The following is a 14610-nucleotide window of genomic DNA, read 5'->3' as shown; positions in this document are numbered from 1 at the left end:
GACTCCGTTGATCCGTTGGCGCGCGGGGGTTTCGCGTCGGGGCCGACGGGGACCCGGACAACGCGCCGCCGGAGCGCAGACGTTCCGTCTGGCGGGTCGGCGGCGGCACCACCGCTCCGCCCGATCCGGGTGAACGGCCCGCAGAGACGTGCCGGAGCCATGGGGCCCTCGCGGTCAAGACTTTCGGGAGCCGGCTCTGTGCTCTGTCTCCTCACCGTCGTGCCGCGGCCATGCCGGGGCACCGAGGGAAGTCATCATGAAAGCAGCGGTATATGAGGGACCGCGAACGGTCACGGTGAAGGACGTACCGGACGCGAAGATCGAACACCCCTGCGACATCATCGTCAAGATCACCTCCACCAACATCTGCGGTTCGGATCTTCACATGTACGAGGGTCGCACCTCGTTCGAGTCCGGCCGCACCCTGGGACACGAGAACATGGGCCAGGTCGTGGAAGTCGGCCCGGCCGTCCGCAAGGTCCAGGTCGGTGAGTACGTGGTCCTGCCCTTCAACATCGCCTGCGGCTTCTGCAAGCAGTGCGAGCAAGGTCTCACCAATTACTGCCTGACCATGCAACCGGAACCGGCCCTCGCCGGAGCCGCCTACGGATTCGCCGACATGGGCCCCTACCAGGGCGGCCAGGCGGAGCTGTTGCGCGTACCCTACGGCGACTTCAACGCGCTGCGTCTGGGCGAGGACGCCGCCGACCGGCAGACCGACTACGTGATGCTCGCCGACATCTTCCCTACCGGCTATCACGCCACCGAGATGGCCCATGTCAAACCGGGTGACCAGACCATCGTCCTCGGGGCCGGCCCCGTCGGGCTGATGGCGGCCTACTCCGCCCTCCTCAAGGGTGCCGGGCGCGTCTGGGTGGCCGACCACCAGCCCGATCGGTTGCGCAAGGCGGAGGAGATCGGGGCCATCCCGATCAACACCGCGGAGCACAACCCGGCGGATGTCGTCAAGGAGGCCACCCTGGGTCTCGGCGCCGACAACGGCTGTGAGTGCGTCGGCTACCAGGCCCACGACCCCGAGGGTCACGAGGACGCCAGCCTCACACTCAACGGACTGATCGACTCGGTCAGATTCACGGGCGACATCGGCGTGGTGGGCGTGTTCCTGCCCGAAGACCCCGGTGGTGCCGAGGCCCAGGGGGAGCTGGAGGCGCACGGCAAGGTTCCGCTCGACTTCGGCATGATGTGGTTCAAGGGCCAGCACATGGGCACGGGGCAGGCGCCGGTGAAGAGGTACAACCGGGCGCTACGCGACCTGATCGCCGGTGGGAAGGCGCATCCGAGCTTCGTCGTCTCCCAGGAACTCGGCCTGGATCAGGCCCCCACCGCCTACGAGCACTTCGATGCCCGTGACGAGGGCTGGACCAAGGTGGTCCTGCATCCGAACGGACGCGGAAACGGCCACAGGTAGTAAGTGGTCCTAGGCCGTGTCCGGAAAGTCGGTGGCTCGTTGCTCCTTTCATGGCACGTAGGCATGAACTGGCGGATGAGTCGTGGGAGTTGATCGCTCCGTTGCTGGCGCCGGGACGGATGGGCAGACCTGTCCGAGACCGGCGCCAGGTCGTGAACGGGATCCTGTGGAAGCTGTCCACCGGTGCGGCCTGGCGTGACCTGCCCGAACGTTATGGCCCGTGGAAGACGGTCTACGAACGCTTCCGGCACTGGTCCGCCGACGGCACCTGGGACCGACTGCTGGCCCACGTCCAGCAGCACTCCGACGCCGTCGGGACTGTCGACTGGTCGATCGTCTGCGTGGACTCGACGACGGTCCGAGCCCATCAGCACGCGGCCGGGGCCCGAAAAGGGGGCCCTGGGAGGGCGAGGCCCTCGGCCGGTCGCGCGGCGGGCTGACCAGCAAGATGCACCTCGCCTGCGACGGACAGGGCCACCCCCTCACTTTCACCCTGACCGGCGGCAACATCAACGACTGCACCCAGTTCGAAGCGGTCATGGAACGGATTCGGATCGCCCGGCCGGGCCCGGGCAGGCCCCGGACCCGGCCCGACCGGGTCGTCGCCGACAAGGGCTACTCGGCCCGCAAGATCCGCTCCTACCTCCGCAGACGCGGGATCGCGGCAGCGATCCCCGAACGCATCGACCAGATCAACGGGCGCATCCGCCGCGGCGAGGCCCTCTGCCGCCTCGACCGGGCCGCCTACCGGCGCCGCAACGTGGTCGAGCGCTGCTTCAGCCGCCTCAAACAAAACCGGGCCCTGGCCACCCGCTACGACAAACGAGCCGCCCACTTCCACGCCATGGTCACCCTCGCCTGCCTCCGACTCTGGCTCCCATGACTTTCCGGACACGGCCTAGGGGGTGTCCGCATTGTGGCGGGGTCTTCGGTCTGTTCGTGTTGCGTCGTCATGAGCTGACTGACGCATCGTGGGCTGCGAGCGAGCCGTCGCTCGTCCGGCCGCCGGCGGCCCCGCACCGGTCGGCCCAGGTGTCCGGCCGTGCGCCTCCGTCGCTCCCGCTACCCATCGGGCTGAGACCTCAGCCATGGCGGACGTTCTGGGCGATGACCCACGCCTGGTTGCATGTCCGCAGGCGCGGATGACGATGCTTCACGCCGGCTTCACATCAGGCATCATGCTCCCTCAAGCACGATGCCCAGGGGGCCCATGAACACTCGCACCACCGTCGCCGCCATCCTCGGCGCCACCGCGCTCGCACTCACCGCCTGCTCCGGCGCCGACACCGCCGACAGCCCCGGAAACACCAAGCGCGCCGCAACGCCAAAGTCCACCCCTAGTCCGGGATGGAGTGTCGCCGAGAAGGTCGCCGGTATCCCGCCGAAGCCCACCGGCGCGAAGCGAGCCGAACTGCTTCGCGCTCTCGCCGCCGCCAACCCGGACATGGTGAAGTACGAGGACAAGGCCATCGAGGCTGCCCGCAATCAGTGCTCCGCGATCAACGGTGGTGCCCACAAGCCGGATTGGAGCGCGTCGCAGCGCTTCAGCTACAAGGACGTCGCCACCAGCGAGGCCCAGGGCAAGCAGATCAACGAGGCACTCAAGGGCCTCGGCTTCTGCAAGGCGTGATCCAGACGCTATGAGGGCTCGGTCGTCCCTAACGGCCGGGCCCCAGAGCTCAAGCGGTTCGATGAAGGCGGCGTTTCGAGCTCGCCGGGCGAGCGCTGCGCCGCTGGCGGCGCGTGGCGCGACTTCAAAACGCGGTGGTGAGAGGGGTGCGAGTATCCCCCTCCGCAAGGACCTGACTGCCTGTCAGGAAAGTCAGCATTGGGTCAGCACGGGGAAGTGTCAGTTCAGCGCACTCGCCCCCGTGGTTTCAGTGGCACGGACGGCAGTTCAGGCGCGAGCAGTCGATCCCCCTCATACCCCCTCACCTCCCCAAACCGCGAACCCCTCATCCACTCCTCCCGAGCCTGCTCGATCTCCTCCTGCGTACGCCCCACGAAGTTCCACCACATGATCAGCTCCTCCGCGAACGGCTCCCCGCCCAGCAGCATCACGGACGCGTCCGAGTCGGCCTGCAGGGGGAGTTCGGTGCGGCCGCAGCCGAGGTAGAGCATGGAGCCGGGGGTGACCGGGACGCCGTCGACGTGGACCTCGCCGGACATCGACAGGACGCCGTACTCGAAGTCGGGGTCGAGAGGAATGCGAGCCGAGGCGCCCTCGGTGAGGGTGAGGTCGGCGCCTACGAGGGGGGTGTACGTCGTGCCGGGGGACGTCGTGCCGTCCAGGGAGCCCAGGATCACCGTGGCCGTCAGGCCGGGTGCGGTGACCGTCGGCAGGTCCGCGTGGTACTCGAAGTGCGGGTCGGTGTGCCGGTGTTCGTCCGGGAGGGCCACCCAGAGCTGGGCCCCGTGCAGGTAGCGCGCGTGGGGCTTCGGGCTCTCCTCGGAGTGGCTGATCGCCCGGCCCGCCGTCATCAGGCCCAGCTCGCGCGGGCGGATCGTCTGCAGGCTGCCGGTGGAGTCCCGGTGCAGCACCTCGCCCTCGTGCAGCCAGCTCACCGTCTGCAGACCGATGTGCGGGTGCGGGGGCACCTGCATACCGGGCTCGTCCGCGATGTCGTCCGGGCCGTAGTGGTCGACGAACGCCCACGCGCCGATCATGCGACGGCCCAGGTTCGGCAGCAGGCGGCGGACCTCGGTGGACTCCCCGAGCTTCACCGTGCGGGGGCTCAGCAGTTCGCGGACCGGTTCGGCGACGACGAAGCCACGGCCACCGCATGCGCGCGGCTCCGGCGCGAGGTCAAGGTTGCTCATGCGGCCAACCTAGCGCCCGCTCCCCGGACCGGTGGGTCCGCGTCCCCTCACCCCGCGAGTTCCGCCGCCCGCTCGGCCGTCGCCTCCAGTGCCGCCCGTACCGATTCGTCGACGCGGCGGCCGCGGCGGCCGGGGCGACCTCATCGTGCACGTCGAGGTCACCACCCAGACCAAGCTCGACGCCTGTTCCCGCAGCGTGGCGATGCCCTGCGCGGTCGTTCCGCGTGGGGTGCTCGCCCGGCGGTACAGGGATCCCGGGGTCACCCCCGGCTCCGCTGGCACCTCCGCCGTGCCCCGCAGCACCTGGCTCGTCAGCACAGCCGCGTCCGTCGCGTCGAGACCCGCCCCGCGGGCGAAGTCCGTGAAGGACCGGGCGAGGTGGGCCACCAGGGCCGGGCCGCTGCCCCCACCGCGGTCGCCGCGTCCAGCAGGGACTCGTCCTGGACCACCAGCACCCGGCCGATCACCGACAGCGCCCCCTCCGCCCGCTGCACCGCTTCGGGCGGGACCTGCGGACCGGGGCACACCACCGTCATGCTCCGGCCCACGCGCGCGGCCAGGTTCGGCATGGCGCGCAGGACCGCGCCCGTGACAAGCGCCGAAGCGAGGGTCTCCAGCCGTACCCCGGCCGGCACCCACGACGACGATCCGTTCCACGGCCGCCACACTCCTCCACATTCCTCCACACTCCTCGCCTCGGATGCCAGAAGGGACACCGAAGGGACGTTCCGGCCCCCGTACGGGCCACCACAACGCGCCGACCCCCCGCCCCGCCCGGTGCAATGGACGGGTGACCGCCGCCCCGGACGACTGCCTCGCGCGCAACGAGTGGATCTGCGGCGACTATCTGAGCAGCCGCCGCCAGATCCTCCTCGACGCGGTCGGCCAGCACCTGGAGCTGACGGCGTTGTCCGTGCTCATCGGGCTCGCCGTCGCGCTGCCCCTCGCCGTGCTCGCCCGCCGCTGGGGCTGGGCCGCCGGACCGGTGCTCGGCGTCACCACCGTCCTCTACACCATCCCCTCCCTGGCGATGTTCTCCCTGCTGCTCCCCGTCTACGGCCTCTCCGCCACCCTCGTGGTCGCCGGACTGGTGCTGTACTCGCTCACCCTGCTCGTCCGGAACATCCTCGCCGGGCTGCGCGCCGTACCGGAGGAGACCCGGCAGGCCGCGCGCGGCCTCGGCTTCGGTCCCGTCCGGCTGCTGCTCGCCGTCGAACTGCCGCTCGCGCTGCCCGCCGCGATGGCCGGCCTGCGCATCGCCACCGTCTCCGCGGTCTCCCTGGTCACGGTCGGCGCGATCGTCGGCTTCGGCGGACTCGGCAACCTGATCTACGCGGGCATGAACACCTACTTCAAGGCCCAGGTCCTCACCGCGTCCGTGCTGTGCGTGATCATCGCCGTCGCCGCCGACCTGCTTCTGCTGGGCGTGCAGTGGCTGATCACCCCGTGGGTCAGAAAGGGCCGTACATGAACGTGCTCGGCTCCACCTGGGACTGGCTGGCCGACCCCGCCCACTGGTCCGGCGACAACGGCGTCTGGCACCGGCTGCTGCAGCACCTCGTGCTCACCGTCGTCTGCCTGATCGTGAGCTGCCTCATCGCACTGCCCGTCGCGCTCGTCCTCGGCCACCTCGGCAAGGGCGGCGCGCTCGCCGTCAACATCTCCAACGTCGGCCGGGCCGTCCCCACCTTCGCGGTCCTGGTCCTGCTCCTGCTGACCCCGGTCGGCAAGTGGGGGGAGGGGCCCACCGTCGTCGCCCTGGTGCTCTTCGCCGTGCCGCCGCTGCTCACCAACGCCTACGTCGGCATGCGCGAGGTCGACCGGGGCGTGGTCCAGGCCGCGCGCGGCATGGGGATGACGGGGCGGCAGACGATGCTGCGGGTGGAGGTACCGCTCGCGCTGCCGATGATCCTCAACGGGGTACGGATCGCCGCCGTCCAGCTCGTCGCCACCGCCACCATCGCCGCGCTCGCGGGAGGCGGCGGACTCGGCCGGATCATCACCGCGGGCTTCAACCTGGCCAGTACCCCGCAGGTCGTCGCGGGCGCGATCCTCGTCGCGGTGTTCGCGCTGCTCGTGGAGGGCGTCTTCGAGATCGTGGAACGGCTCGGCCCCACCTGGGCGAGGGCCGTCCGATGAGAGCCCGCGCGGCCCTCGCCGCCGCCTGCCTCGCCACCCTCAGCGCCTGCGGCTCCGGTCCCTCCCTGGAGAACCGGGGCGCCGTCACCGCGTCGCCCGGCGACAGCCACCACCTCGTCATCGGCTCGGCCGGCTTCACCGAGAGCGACCTGCTCGCCCAGCTCTACGCCCAGCTCCTCGGCCAGGCCGGATACCGGACCTCCCTGATCACCGTCGCCAACCGGGAGCTGTACGAACCCGCCCTGGAGTCCGGGCAGATCGACGTCGCCCCCGAGTACGCGGCCACCTTCGCCGACTGGCTGAACGCCAAGGAGAACGGCCCCGACGCGCCCCCGGCCGGCTCACCCGACCTCGCAAAGACCATGAAGAACCTGCGCGCCCTGGCCACCCCGCGCGGACTCACCGTCCTCCCGCCGGGCCGGGCCGTCGACCAGAACGCCTTCGCGGTCAGCGCCTCCTACGCCCGCCGCCACCACCTGAAGACCCTCAGCGAACTCGGGGCTTCCGGCCTCAAGGTGCGTCTCGCGGCGGGCGACGAATGCGTCGAGCGGCCGTACTGCGCACCCGGCCTGAAGAAGGTGTACGGCATCGACATCACCGCCGTCGATCCCAAGGGCGTCGGCACCACCCCGGCCAAGCAGGCCGTGCAGTCCGGCCGGGACCAGATGGTGCTGACCACCACCACGGACGCCACCCTCGGCTCCTTCGGCCTCGTCCTCCTCGCCGACGACAAGCACCTCCAGAACGCCGACTACATCGTCCCCGTCGTCAACCGCGCCCGCGCAGGCAGTGAACGGGTCGCCAAGGCGCTCGGCAAGCTCAACGACGTCCTCACCACCGAGGACCTCGCCGACATGAACCGGCAGGTCGACAGTTGGCGGCGGCTGCCCGCCGACGTGGCCCGCACCTATCTGCGGGACAAGGGCCTGATCAAGTGATCTACGCGTCCGCCACCGAGTCGAACGGCACCTGACCCCGCGCGACCCCCAGCGCGTCCGCGTCCACCGACCGGCGCAGCGCCTCGTGCAGCTTGGCCGGGGTCAGCACGCCGAGCAGCCGGGACCCGTCCAGCACCGCCACCCACCCGGCGTCGTACTGGAGCATCACCCCGAACGCCTGCTTCAGCGGGGCGCCCACCGGCACCCACGCCGTCATCCGGTGGGCCAGCTCACCGACCGTGCCGCCCGCCGCCAGCTCGTCCAGCCCCACCCAGCCGTGCAGATCGCCGTCCGCGTCCAGCACGACCGCCCAGCGCGCCCCCTCCTCGCGCAGCCGCCGGGCCGCGCCCTCGGCGGGCTCGTCCGGGCGGGCCACCGGCGGCTGCTCCAGGTCGTCCGGCTCGATCGCGGTCACCGACAGCCGCTTCAGCCCCCGGTCGGCCCCCACGAACCCGGCGACGTACGAGGTCGCCGGCGCCCCCAGGACCGCGCCGGGGGTGTCGAACTGCTCGATGCGGCCCTCGCCGTACACCGCGATCCGGTCGCCCAGGCGGACCGCCTCCTCGATGTCGTGCGTGACCAGCAGCACCGTCTTGCGCACCGCCTGCTGCATCCGCAGGAACTCGTCCTGCAACTGCTCGCGCACGACCGGGTCGACCGCGCCGAACGGCTCGTCCATCAGCAGCACCGGCGGGTCCGCCGCGAGCGCCCGCGCCACCCCGACCCGCTGCCGCTGCCCGCCGGAGAGCTGCTCGGGGTAGCGCGCGCCGAACGTCTTGGGGTCCAGGCCCACCAGATCCAGCAGCTCGGCGGCGCGCGCCCGCGCCTTGGCCCGCTTCCAGCCCAGCAGGGACGGCACGGTCGCCGTGTTGTCCAGCACCGTGCGGTGCGGGAAGAGACCGACCTGCTGGATGACGTACCCGATCCGGCGGCGCAGCCGGACCGGGTCGACGCGCGCGATGTCCTCGCCGTCCACGACGATCCGGCCCGCGGTGGGCTCGATCAGCCGGTTCACCATCATCATGGTGGTCGTCTTGCCGCAGCCGGAGGGGCCGACCAGGGTGACGAGTTCGCCCTCCGACACCTCGAAGGACAGGTCGTCCACGGCCGTCGTACCGTCCGGGTAGCGCTTGCTGACCTGCTCGAACCGGATCATTCCCCCACGCTAGCCGGGGTCCGGGCACCCCGCCCGGCCCCGCTGGCCGAAGGGATGACACCGCTCAGCCCAGCAGCACGACCTCCAGCGTGCGCGGCCCGTGCACGCCCTCCACCCGGTCCAGCTCGATGTCGCTGGTGGCCGAGGGCCCCGAGATCCAGGTCAACGGGCGGGCGGGGGAGAGGCGTTCGAGTGCCTGGGGCACGGACGCCACGACCTGGCCCGGGACGCGGACCACGCAGATGTGGTGGTCGGGCACGAGGGTGATCCGGCGCCGCCCCTGACCGGGCCCGCCGTCCAGGACGAGGGTGCCGGTCTCGGCGACGGCCACCGCGCAGCCGGTCACCACGCTGTCCACCGCGTCCAGCTCGTACGGGGTGCTGTCCGCGCGGTCGGGGACGGGGACCGGGTCGGCGCTCGCCAGCCACGCCGCCGGGAGCCCGTCCGGCACGAGCACGGACTTGGCGCCCCGCGCCGCCAGCAGCCGGGCGATGAGCGCGGGCAGGTCCGCCTCCTCGCACCGGTGCACCACGGCCCGGTAGTCGGCCAGGTTCTCCGCGAGCAGCCCCATCGTCTCCTCGGCGGTGCGCTCGCCGTGCTCGCGCAGGTAGTCGCGCGGGACCGCCCGGTCGTACGGCATGTCGTCCTCGGGTACGTCGGCCAGCGCGCGCCGGACCCGGCCCAGGACGCGTTCGCGGTCGCTCACTTCGTCTCCTCCCTGCCGCCTCGGGTGCGTTCCCACCAGTCCCGGAACGGCTCGGCGGGCAGCTCCGGCAGATCGCGCGTCGCCGTCCACGCCGCGCCGGGGCCCGGCAGGGTGCGCGGGCGCAGGCGGCGGGCGCGGGAGGCGAGGCGCTGGCCGGTGCGCAGGGCGCCCGGCCGGGTGAAGGTCCACCGGGCCGCCCGCATGGCCGCCCGTTCCGCCGCGTGGCCCTTGGCCGGCTTCAGCACCACCCGGTTGCCCTCGCGCACCGCGGGCCCGCCCTCCACGACCCGTTCGCGCAGCCGGACCAGCACCTCGGGGATGTCGATGGCCACCGGGCACACCTCGTAGCAGGCCCCGCACAGCGTGGACGCGTACGGCAGCGAGGCGTCGATCTCGCTTGCCGTGCCGCGCAGTTGGGGGCTGAGGATGGCGCCGATCGGACCGGGGTACACCGAGCCGTAGGCGTGGCCGCCCGCCCGCTCGTACACCGGGCACACGTTGAGGCAGGCGGAGCAGCGGATGCAGCGCAGCGCCTGACGGCCGGCCTCGTCGGCGAGGGTGTCGGTGCGGCCGTTGTCCAGCAGCACCAGGTGGAAGGCGCTCGGACCGTCCCCGTCCGTCGTGCCGGTCCACGTGCTGGTGTACGGGTTCATGCGCTCGGCCGTGGAGGAGCGGGGGAGGGTCTGCAGGAAGACCTCCAGGTCACGCCAGGTGGGGACGATCTTCTCGATGCCGACCACCGAGATCAGGGTCTCCGGCAGGGTCAGGCACATCCGCCCGTTGCCCTCGGACTCCACGACCACCATCGTGCCGGTCTCCGCGACCATGAAGTTGGCCCCGGACACGCCGACCTTGGCCCGCAGGAACTTCTCCCGCAGATGCAGCCGCGCCGCCTCGGCCAGTTCGGCCGGACTGTCGGACAGGCCCTCGGGAGCCGGGCGGCCCCAACCGGCCATCGCGGTACGGAAGATGTCGCGGATCTCGGCCCGGTTGCGATGGATGGCCGGGACCAGGATGTGCGAGGGGCGGTCCTCGCCCAACTGCACGATCAGCTCGGCCAGATCGGTCTCGTAGGCCCGGATGCCCGCCGCCTCCAGCGCCTCGTTGAGCCCGATCTCCTGCGTGGCCATCGACTTGACCTTCACGACTTCCGACTCGCCTGTTTCTTGGACGAGTTGGGTGACGATCCGGTTGGCCTCCGCCGCGTCCGCGGCCCAGTGGACCGTGCCGCCCGCCGCGGTGACCGACTCCTCCAACCGCACCAGGTACCGGTCGAGATGGCGGAGCGTGTGTTCCTTGATCCGGCTGCCCGCCTCGCGCAGCTCCGCCCAGTCGGACACCTCCGCCACGGCCGCCGCGCGCTTGGCGCGGATGGTGTGGGTGGCGTGCCGCAGATTGCCGCGCAGGGTGGTGTCGTCCAGCGCTTCCCGTGCCGCCTCGGGGAAGGCGGGCATTCCGACGAAGGTCTCGTTCACCGGGCCGGATCCTCCTCCGTGCTCGCCAGGATCTCCGCGATGTGCACCGGTCGCACCGACGAGTCGGCCCGGCTCATCGTGCCACCCAGGTGCATCAGGCACGAGTTGTCGGCCGCGCACAGCACCTCGGCCCCGGTCGACTCGGCGTTGCGCATCTTGTCCGCGCCCATCGCCGCCGACACCCCGGCGTTCTTGACCGCGAAGGTGCCGCCGAACCCGCAGCACTCCTCGGCGCCTGGCAGCTCGACCAGTTCGAGTCCCCGCACGGCCTCCAGCAGGCGGCGCGGGCGGTCGCCGAGGCCGAGGGAGCGCAGGCCGTGACAGGTGGGGTGGTAGGTGACCTTGTGCGGGTAGACGGCGCCGACATCGGTGACGCCCAGCACGTCCACCAGGAACTCCGTCAGCTCGTACGTCTTCGGCACCACCGGAGCCAGGGTGGCGGCCAGGCCCTCCCCGCGCCCCTCGGCTCGGGCCCGCTCGCCCAGTCTCGGGTACAGCTCCCGGACCATCGCCGCGCACGAGCCGGAGGGCGTCACGATCGCGTCGTACTCCCCGAACACCTCCGCGAAGTGCCGGGCCAGCGGCTCGCTCTCGTGCCGGTAGCCGGTGTTGTAGTGGGCCTGCCCGCAACAGGTCTGCGCGGCAGGGAAGTCGACGTCCACGCCCAGCCGGTTCAGCAGCCTCACCACGGCGCGGCCGGTGTCCGGGTAGAGCGTGTCATTGACACAGGTCAGGAACAGGGCGACACGCATCGCGGCTCCTCGGGCTCGAAGATCGGACAGGAGCAGCGTAGTCAGCGCACGGCCTGGCGGAAGAGGGCCCACGGAGGTCAGTACCCTTGCCGCGATGCCTGATCACATACCCGTCCTCAGCGCCGACTGCGCCAACTGCTTCGGCCTGTGCTGCGCCGCCCTGCCCTTCGCCGCCTCCGCCGACTTCGCGCACGACAAGCCCGCCGGGAAGCCGTGCGTGAACCTGCGCGACGACCACCGCTGCGGCATCCACACCGAGCTGCGTACCAAGGGCTACGCCGGCTGCACGGTCTACGACTGCTTCGGCGCCGGTCAGCACGTCTCCCAGGTCACCTTCGGCGGCCAGGACTGGCGCACCGGCCCCAAGGCGCGGGCCCGGCTGATGTTCGACGTGTTCCCGGTCGTCCGGCGCCTGCACGAACTCCTGTGGTACCTCACCGAGGCGCTGGATCTCGACACCGCCCGGCCGCTCCACCCGGAGCTGCGCGCCGCGCTGGAGCACACCGAACGCCTCGCCGCGCAGGGGCCCGAGGAACTGGCCGCGCTGGACCCGGCCGCCCACTGGCACGAGGTGGCCGGACTCCTGCTCCGGGTGTCGGAGTCGGCCCGTCGAGGCGTCGGCCGGAAGAAGGGCCGGGACCGGCGGGGCGCCGATCTGGCCGGCGCGCGGATGAAGGGCGCCGATCTGCGCGGGGTCAGCCTGCGCGGCGCCTGCCTCATCGCGGCGGACCTCACCGGAGCCGACCTGCGGCACGCCGACCTGATCGGGGCGGATCTGCGGGGCGCCGACCTGACCGACGCCGACCTCACCGGCGCCCTCTTCGTCACCCAGCCACAGGTCAACGCCGCCCGAGGGGGACCCGGCACCAGGCTGCCGGGCTCACTGGTCCGCCCCGCGCACTGGACAGCGTCCCGCTGAACCCGCGTCCGGCTCCGGAACGCCGGCCGGCGCGGCGGCCGGCGCGCTCCGGCGCTCCAGGCCGAGGCGCAGGCCCTCCGGCATCAGGGTGAGACGCTCGGTGACCTTCAGCCGGTAGCCGGGGTCGGGCCGCAGTTCGTAGCGGCGCAGCAGCAGCCCGAGCACCAACGTGGCTTCATGCAGGGCGAACTGGCGGCCCACGCAGGCTCGCGCCCCCGTGCCGAACGGCTTGAAGGTGTGCGGCGGGCGGGCCCGTACGGCCTTGGCGTCGAACCGGTCCGGGTCGAACCGCTCGGCGTCCTCGCCCCAGACCTCGGGGTCGCGGTGCAGCATCGGCGTGAGGACCAGCGCCCAGCCGCCCCGGCGCACCGGGTGCTCCCCGGCCAGCACGGTGTCCTCGGTGGCCTCGCGGGCGAAGGCGGGTGCGGTCGGCCACAGCCGCAGCGACTCGTCCAGCACCCGGCGCAGATGACGCAGCCGGGCCACCTGGTCGTAGCCGGGCTCCGGGGTGTCGCCCCAGACGCGGTCCACCTCGGCGCGGGCGCGGGCGGCGATCTCGGGGTGCCCGGCCAGGTAGTACAGGGCGAAGGAGAGGGCGCCGGAGGTGGTCTCGTGGCCCGCGACCAGGAAGGTGATCACCTGCTTGCGGACGTTCTCCGCCGACAGCCGTTCCCCGGTCTCGGGGTGGGCCGTCTCCAGCATGCGGTCCAGCAGGTCGCCGTCCCCGCCTCCGGAGCGGCGGCGGGCGGCCACCAGCGCGTCGACCGTGTCGTCGAGGTAGGCGATGTCGGCGGCGTTGCGCCGGGCGGCGCCGCGCTGGAGCAGCGGGGGCATCGGCACGCTGTTGAGCCGCTGGGCGTACGCGAGGGTGCCGACCATGGCCGTGACGAACGGGTGCGGCCGGTCGCGTTCGAAGGAGCCGAAGTCGTGCCCGAAGCCGGTGCGGGCGATGGTCTCCAGCGTCAGCCGGGTCATGTCGCCGGGCACGTCCACCGTGCGCCCGGCGCCCAGTTCGCGGTCCCAGTGGTCGGTCAGTCGGCCGGCGACCGCCAGCATCATCGAGTGGTAACCGGCCATCGCCTCCCGGCTGAAGCCGGGCGCGAGCACGTCGTGCGCCAACTGCCAGTTGGGTTCGTGGTTGTAGGCGGTGAACAGCCCGTCCCCGGCGACCGGGCGCAGATTGGCGACGCCGAGCCCGACGTGCTTGGCGAACCGGGTCTCGTCCGCCAGATCCGCGGCCAGTTTCGAGCCCCACAGGAACACGAACTCCCGCCCCAGCACCCGGCGCCGGAAGATCGGACCCAGTGCGCGCGCCAGGCGCATCGAGTCCTGGACCGGGGTGCGCCGGTCGACGCCCAGCACGTCGCCGAGCACCGGGAGCCTGCGCGGCGGACGCGGGATGCGGTCCAGCTCCGGCCAGCCCTGCTCGGCACCGCGGAACCCCTTGGGCAGCCCGGCCCCCGTCGTCTCGGCCATGACGCGATCTCCCTTGATCCGGTGGCCCGTTGACCTGCACCACTCGCGTGTTGGATGCGAGTTCAATAGTGCTGGCAGTCTGGTCCGCCTACTGAACCGACGTCAAGCAACGTGCCGTCGCGGGTGTCCAGTAGGGTGACGGCATGCCCGCGAACCAGGGGGAACGCGTCCGGCGCAGACTGAGCACCGAGGAGCGCCGCGAGCAACTGCTGGCGGTCGGGGCCCGCCTGTTCTCCGAGAGCCCGTACGACGACGTGTGGATCGAGCGGGTCGCCGAGATCGCCGGGGTCTCACGGGGTCTGCTGTACCACTACTTCCCGACGAAGCGGGACTTCTTCGCCGCCGTGGTGGAGCGGGAGAGCGAGCGGATGCTGTGGATGACCGCCGCCGTCCCCGGCGTACCCGTCCGCGAGCAGCTCGGTGCCGGTCTTGACGCCTATCTGGGGTACGTCGAGACGCACGCCCACGGCTTCCGCGCCTTCCACCGCGCCGACGCGGCCGGTGACCAGGCGGTGCGCAGGGTCTACCAGCGGGCGCTGGCCGCGCAGGAGCGGCAGATCCTCGCCGCGCTGGCGGCCGACCCGGAGTTCGGGATCGCCTTCGAGGGTTCCCCGCAAGCCCGGCTGGCCGTGCGTGGCTGGCTCGCCTTCACCACCGCCGTCTGCCTGGAGTGGCTGCGCGAGGGCGAACCGGACCGGGACCAGGTGCGGGAGCTGTGCGCGCGGGCGCTGCTCGGCGCCATCGCCTGACGCCGCCTTCCCGGAAGCCTGTTCGTGTCACCCGATCGGTGCGGTGTGGTT

The 14610-nt window shown here is 71.9% G+C and carries 15 protein-coding genes and 1 pseudogene; 8 read left to right on the top strand and 8 right to left on the bottom strand.

The window, feature by feature from the left end; genetic code table 11:
- Nucleotides 1-256: 256 nt before the first annotated feature.
- The 3 genes from HEK131_RS17075 to HEK131_RS17065 all read left to right on the top strand — a co-directional run bounded on the left by HEK131_RS17075 (nucleotide 257) and on the right by HEK131_RS17065 (nucleotide 3059).
- Nucleotides 257-1429, top strand: coding sequence for a glutathione-independent formaldehyde dehydrogenase (locus HEK131_RS17075; RefSeq protein ID WP_244335951.1), 1173 nt, complete (start codon nucleotides 257-259; stop codon nucleotides 1427-1429).
- A 50-nt stretch (nucleotides 1430-1479) separates the two neighbouring features.
- A protein-coding gene (locus HEK131_RS17070) for an IS5 family transposase (protein WP_244335950.1) occupies nucleotides 1480-2312 on the top strand; the annotation gives its coding sequence in 2 pieces (ribosomal slippage) (nucleotides 1480-1822 and nucleotides 1822-2312; 834 coding nt in all).
- Between the two features lie 327 nt (nucleotides 2313-2639).
- Complete coding sequence (locus HEK131_RS17065) at nucleotides 2640-3059, top strand: hypothetical protein (RefSeq protein WP_244335949.1); 420 nt, start codon at nucleotides 2640-2642, stop codon at nucleotides 3057-3059.
- 224 nt (nucleotides 3060-3283) lie between these two features.
- Here the strand turns inward: HEK131_RS17065 and HEK131_RS17060 are convergent, their stop codons facing one another.
- Genes HEK131_RS17060 through HEK131_RS17055 form a run of 3 tightly spaced genes read right to left on the bottom strand, consistent with a single transcriptional unit; the run spans nucleotide 3284 to nucleotide 4884 of the window.
- Nucleotides 3284-4249 carry a pirin family protein gene (locus HEK131_RS17060; protein ID WP_244335948.1) on the bottom strand — a complete coding sequence of 322 codons (966 nt, stop codon included), beginning with the start codon at nucleotides 4247-4249 and terminating at the stop codon, nucleotides 3284-3286.
- 9 nt (nucleotides 4250-4258) lie between these two features.
- A complete protein-coding gene (locus tag HEK131_RS30335) occupies nucleotides 4259-4636 on the bottom strand; it encodes a pyrroline-5-carboxylate reductase dimerization domain-containing protein (RefSeq protein ID WP_432215646.1) in 378 nt (125 codons plus the stop codon).
- Nucleotides 4561-4884 (bottom strand): hypothetical protein, encoded by a 324-nt coding sequence (locus HEK131_RS17055; protein ID WP_244335947.1) that lies wholly within the window; start codon nucleotides 4882-4884, stop codon nucleotides 4561-4563. Before HEK131_RS17055 ends, HEK131_RS30335 begins: the two co-directional genes overlap by 76 nt.
- Nucleotides 4885-5039: 155 nt before the next feature.
- Between HEK131_RS17055 and HEK131_RS17050 the strand changes: the two genes are divergently transcribed.
- Genes HEK131_RS17050 through HEK131_RS17040 form a run of 3 tightly spaced genes read left to right on the top strand, consistent with a single transcriptional unit; the run spans nucleotide 5040 to nucleotide 7326 of the window.
- A complete protein-coding gene (locus tag HEK131_RS17050) occupies nucleotides 5040-5720 on the top strand; it encodes an ABC transporter permease (protein ID WP_244335946.1) in 681 nt (226 codons plus the stop codon).
- Nucleotides 5717-6388 carry an ABC transporter permease gene (locus HEK131_RS17045; protein WP_244335945.1) on the top strand — a complete coding sequence of 224 codons (672 nt, stop codon included), beginning with the start codon at nucleotides 5717-5719 and terminating at the stop codon, nucleotides 6386-6388. The genes HEK131_RS17050 and HEK131_RS17045 overlap by 4 nt, the downstream gene beginning before the upstream one ends.
- Entirely contained in the window at nucleotides 6385-7326 is a 942-nt protein-coding gene (locus HEK131_RS17040; RefSeq protein ID WP_244335944.1) for an ABC transporter substrate-binding protein, read from the top strand. Before HEK131_RS17045 ends, HEK131_RS17040 begins: the two co-directional genes overlap by 4 nt.
- A gap of 1 nt (nucleotide 7327) precedes the next feature.
- Here the strand turns inward: HEK131_RS17040 and HEK131_RS17035 are convergent, their stop codons facing one another.
- The 4 genes from HEK131_RS17035 to HEK131_RS17020 form a co-directional block, all read right to left on the bottom strand.
- Nucleotides 7328-8482 (bottom strand): betaine/proline/choline family ABC transporter ATP-binding protein, encoded by a 1155-nt coding sequence (locus tag HEK131_RS17035; protein ID WP_217462567.1) that lies wholly within the window; start codon nucleotides 8480-8482, stop codon nucleotides 7328-7330.
- 64 nt (nucleotides 8483-8546) lie between these two features.
- Entirely contained in the window at nucleotides 8547-9188 is a 642-nt protein-coding gene (locus tag HEK131_RS17030) for a LutC/YkgG family protein (protein WP_244335943.1), read from the bottom strand.
- Nucleotides 9185-10663 carry a LutB/LldF family L-lactate oxidation iron-sulfur protein gene (locus HEK131_RS17025; RefSeq protein WP_244335942.1) on the bottom strand — a complete coding sequence of 493 codons (1479 nt, stop codon included), beginning with the start codon at nucleotides 10661-10663 and terminating at the stop codon, nucleotides 9185-9187. Before HEK131_RS17025 ends, HEK131_RS17030 begins: the two co-directional genes overlap by 4 nt.
- Nucleotides 10660-11415 (bottom strand): (Fe-S)-binding protein, encoded by a 756-nt coding sequence (locus tag HEK131_RS17020; RefSeq protein ID WP_244335941.1) that lies wholly within the window; start codon nucleotides 11413-11415, stop codon nucleotides 10660-10662. The genes HEK131_RS17025 and HEK131_RS17020 overlap by 4 nt, the downstream gene beginning before the upstream one ends.
- A gap of 607 nt (nucleotides 11416-12022) precedes the next feature.
- Between HEK131_RS17020 and HEK131_RS30330 the strand changes: the two are divergent.
- Nucleotides 12023-12334: pseudogene (locus tag HEK131_RS30330) on the top strand (pentapeptide repeat-containing protein); the annotation flags it as partial.
- On the opposite strand, the gene HEK131_RS17010 reads toward HEK131_RS30330, so the two are convergent.
- Nucleotides 12296-13810, bottom strand: coding sequence for a cytochrome P450 (locus HEK131_RS17010; RefSeq protein ID WP_244335939.1), 1515 nt, complete (start codon nucleotides 13808-13810; stop codon nucleotides 12296-12298). The pseudogene HEK131_RS30330 and the gene HEK131_RS17010 overlap by 39 nt on opposite strands.
- A gap of 143 nt (nucleotides 13811-13953) precedes the next feature.
- Here HEK131_RS17010 and HEK131_RS17005 point away from each other — a divergent pair, with 143 nt between their 5' ends.
- Nucleotides 13954-14559 (top strand): TetR/AcrR family transcriptional regulator, encoded by a 606-nt coding sequence (locus HEK131_RS17005; RefSeq protein ID WP_244335938.1) that lies wholly within the window; start codon nucleotides 13954-13956, stop codon nucleotides 14557-14559.
- The last annotated feature ends 51 nt before the right edge of the window (nucleotides 14560-14610 follow it).

The sequence above is a fragment of the Streptomyces seoulensis genome, assembly GCF_022846655.1.
Lineage (GTDB): Bacteria > Actinomycetota > Actinomycetes > Streptomycetales > Streptomycetaceae > Streptomyces.
The sequence above is the reverse complement of the archived record's forward strand: the minus strand, read 5'-3'. Positions and strand labels throughout refer to the sequence as shown.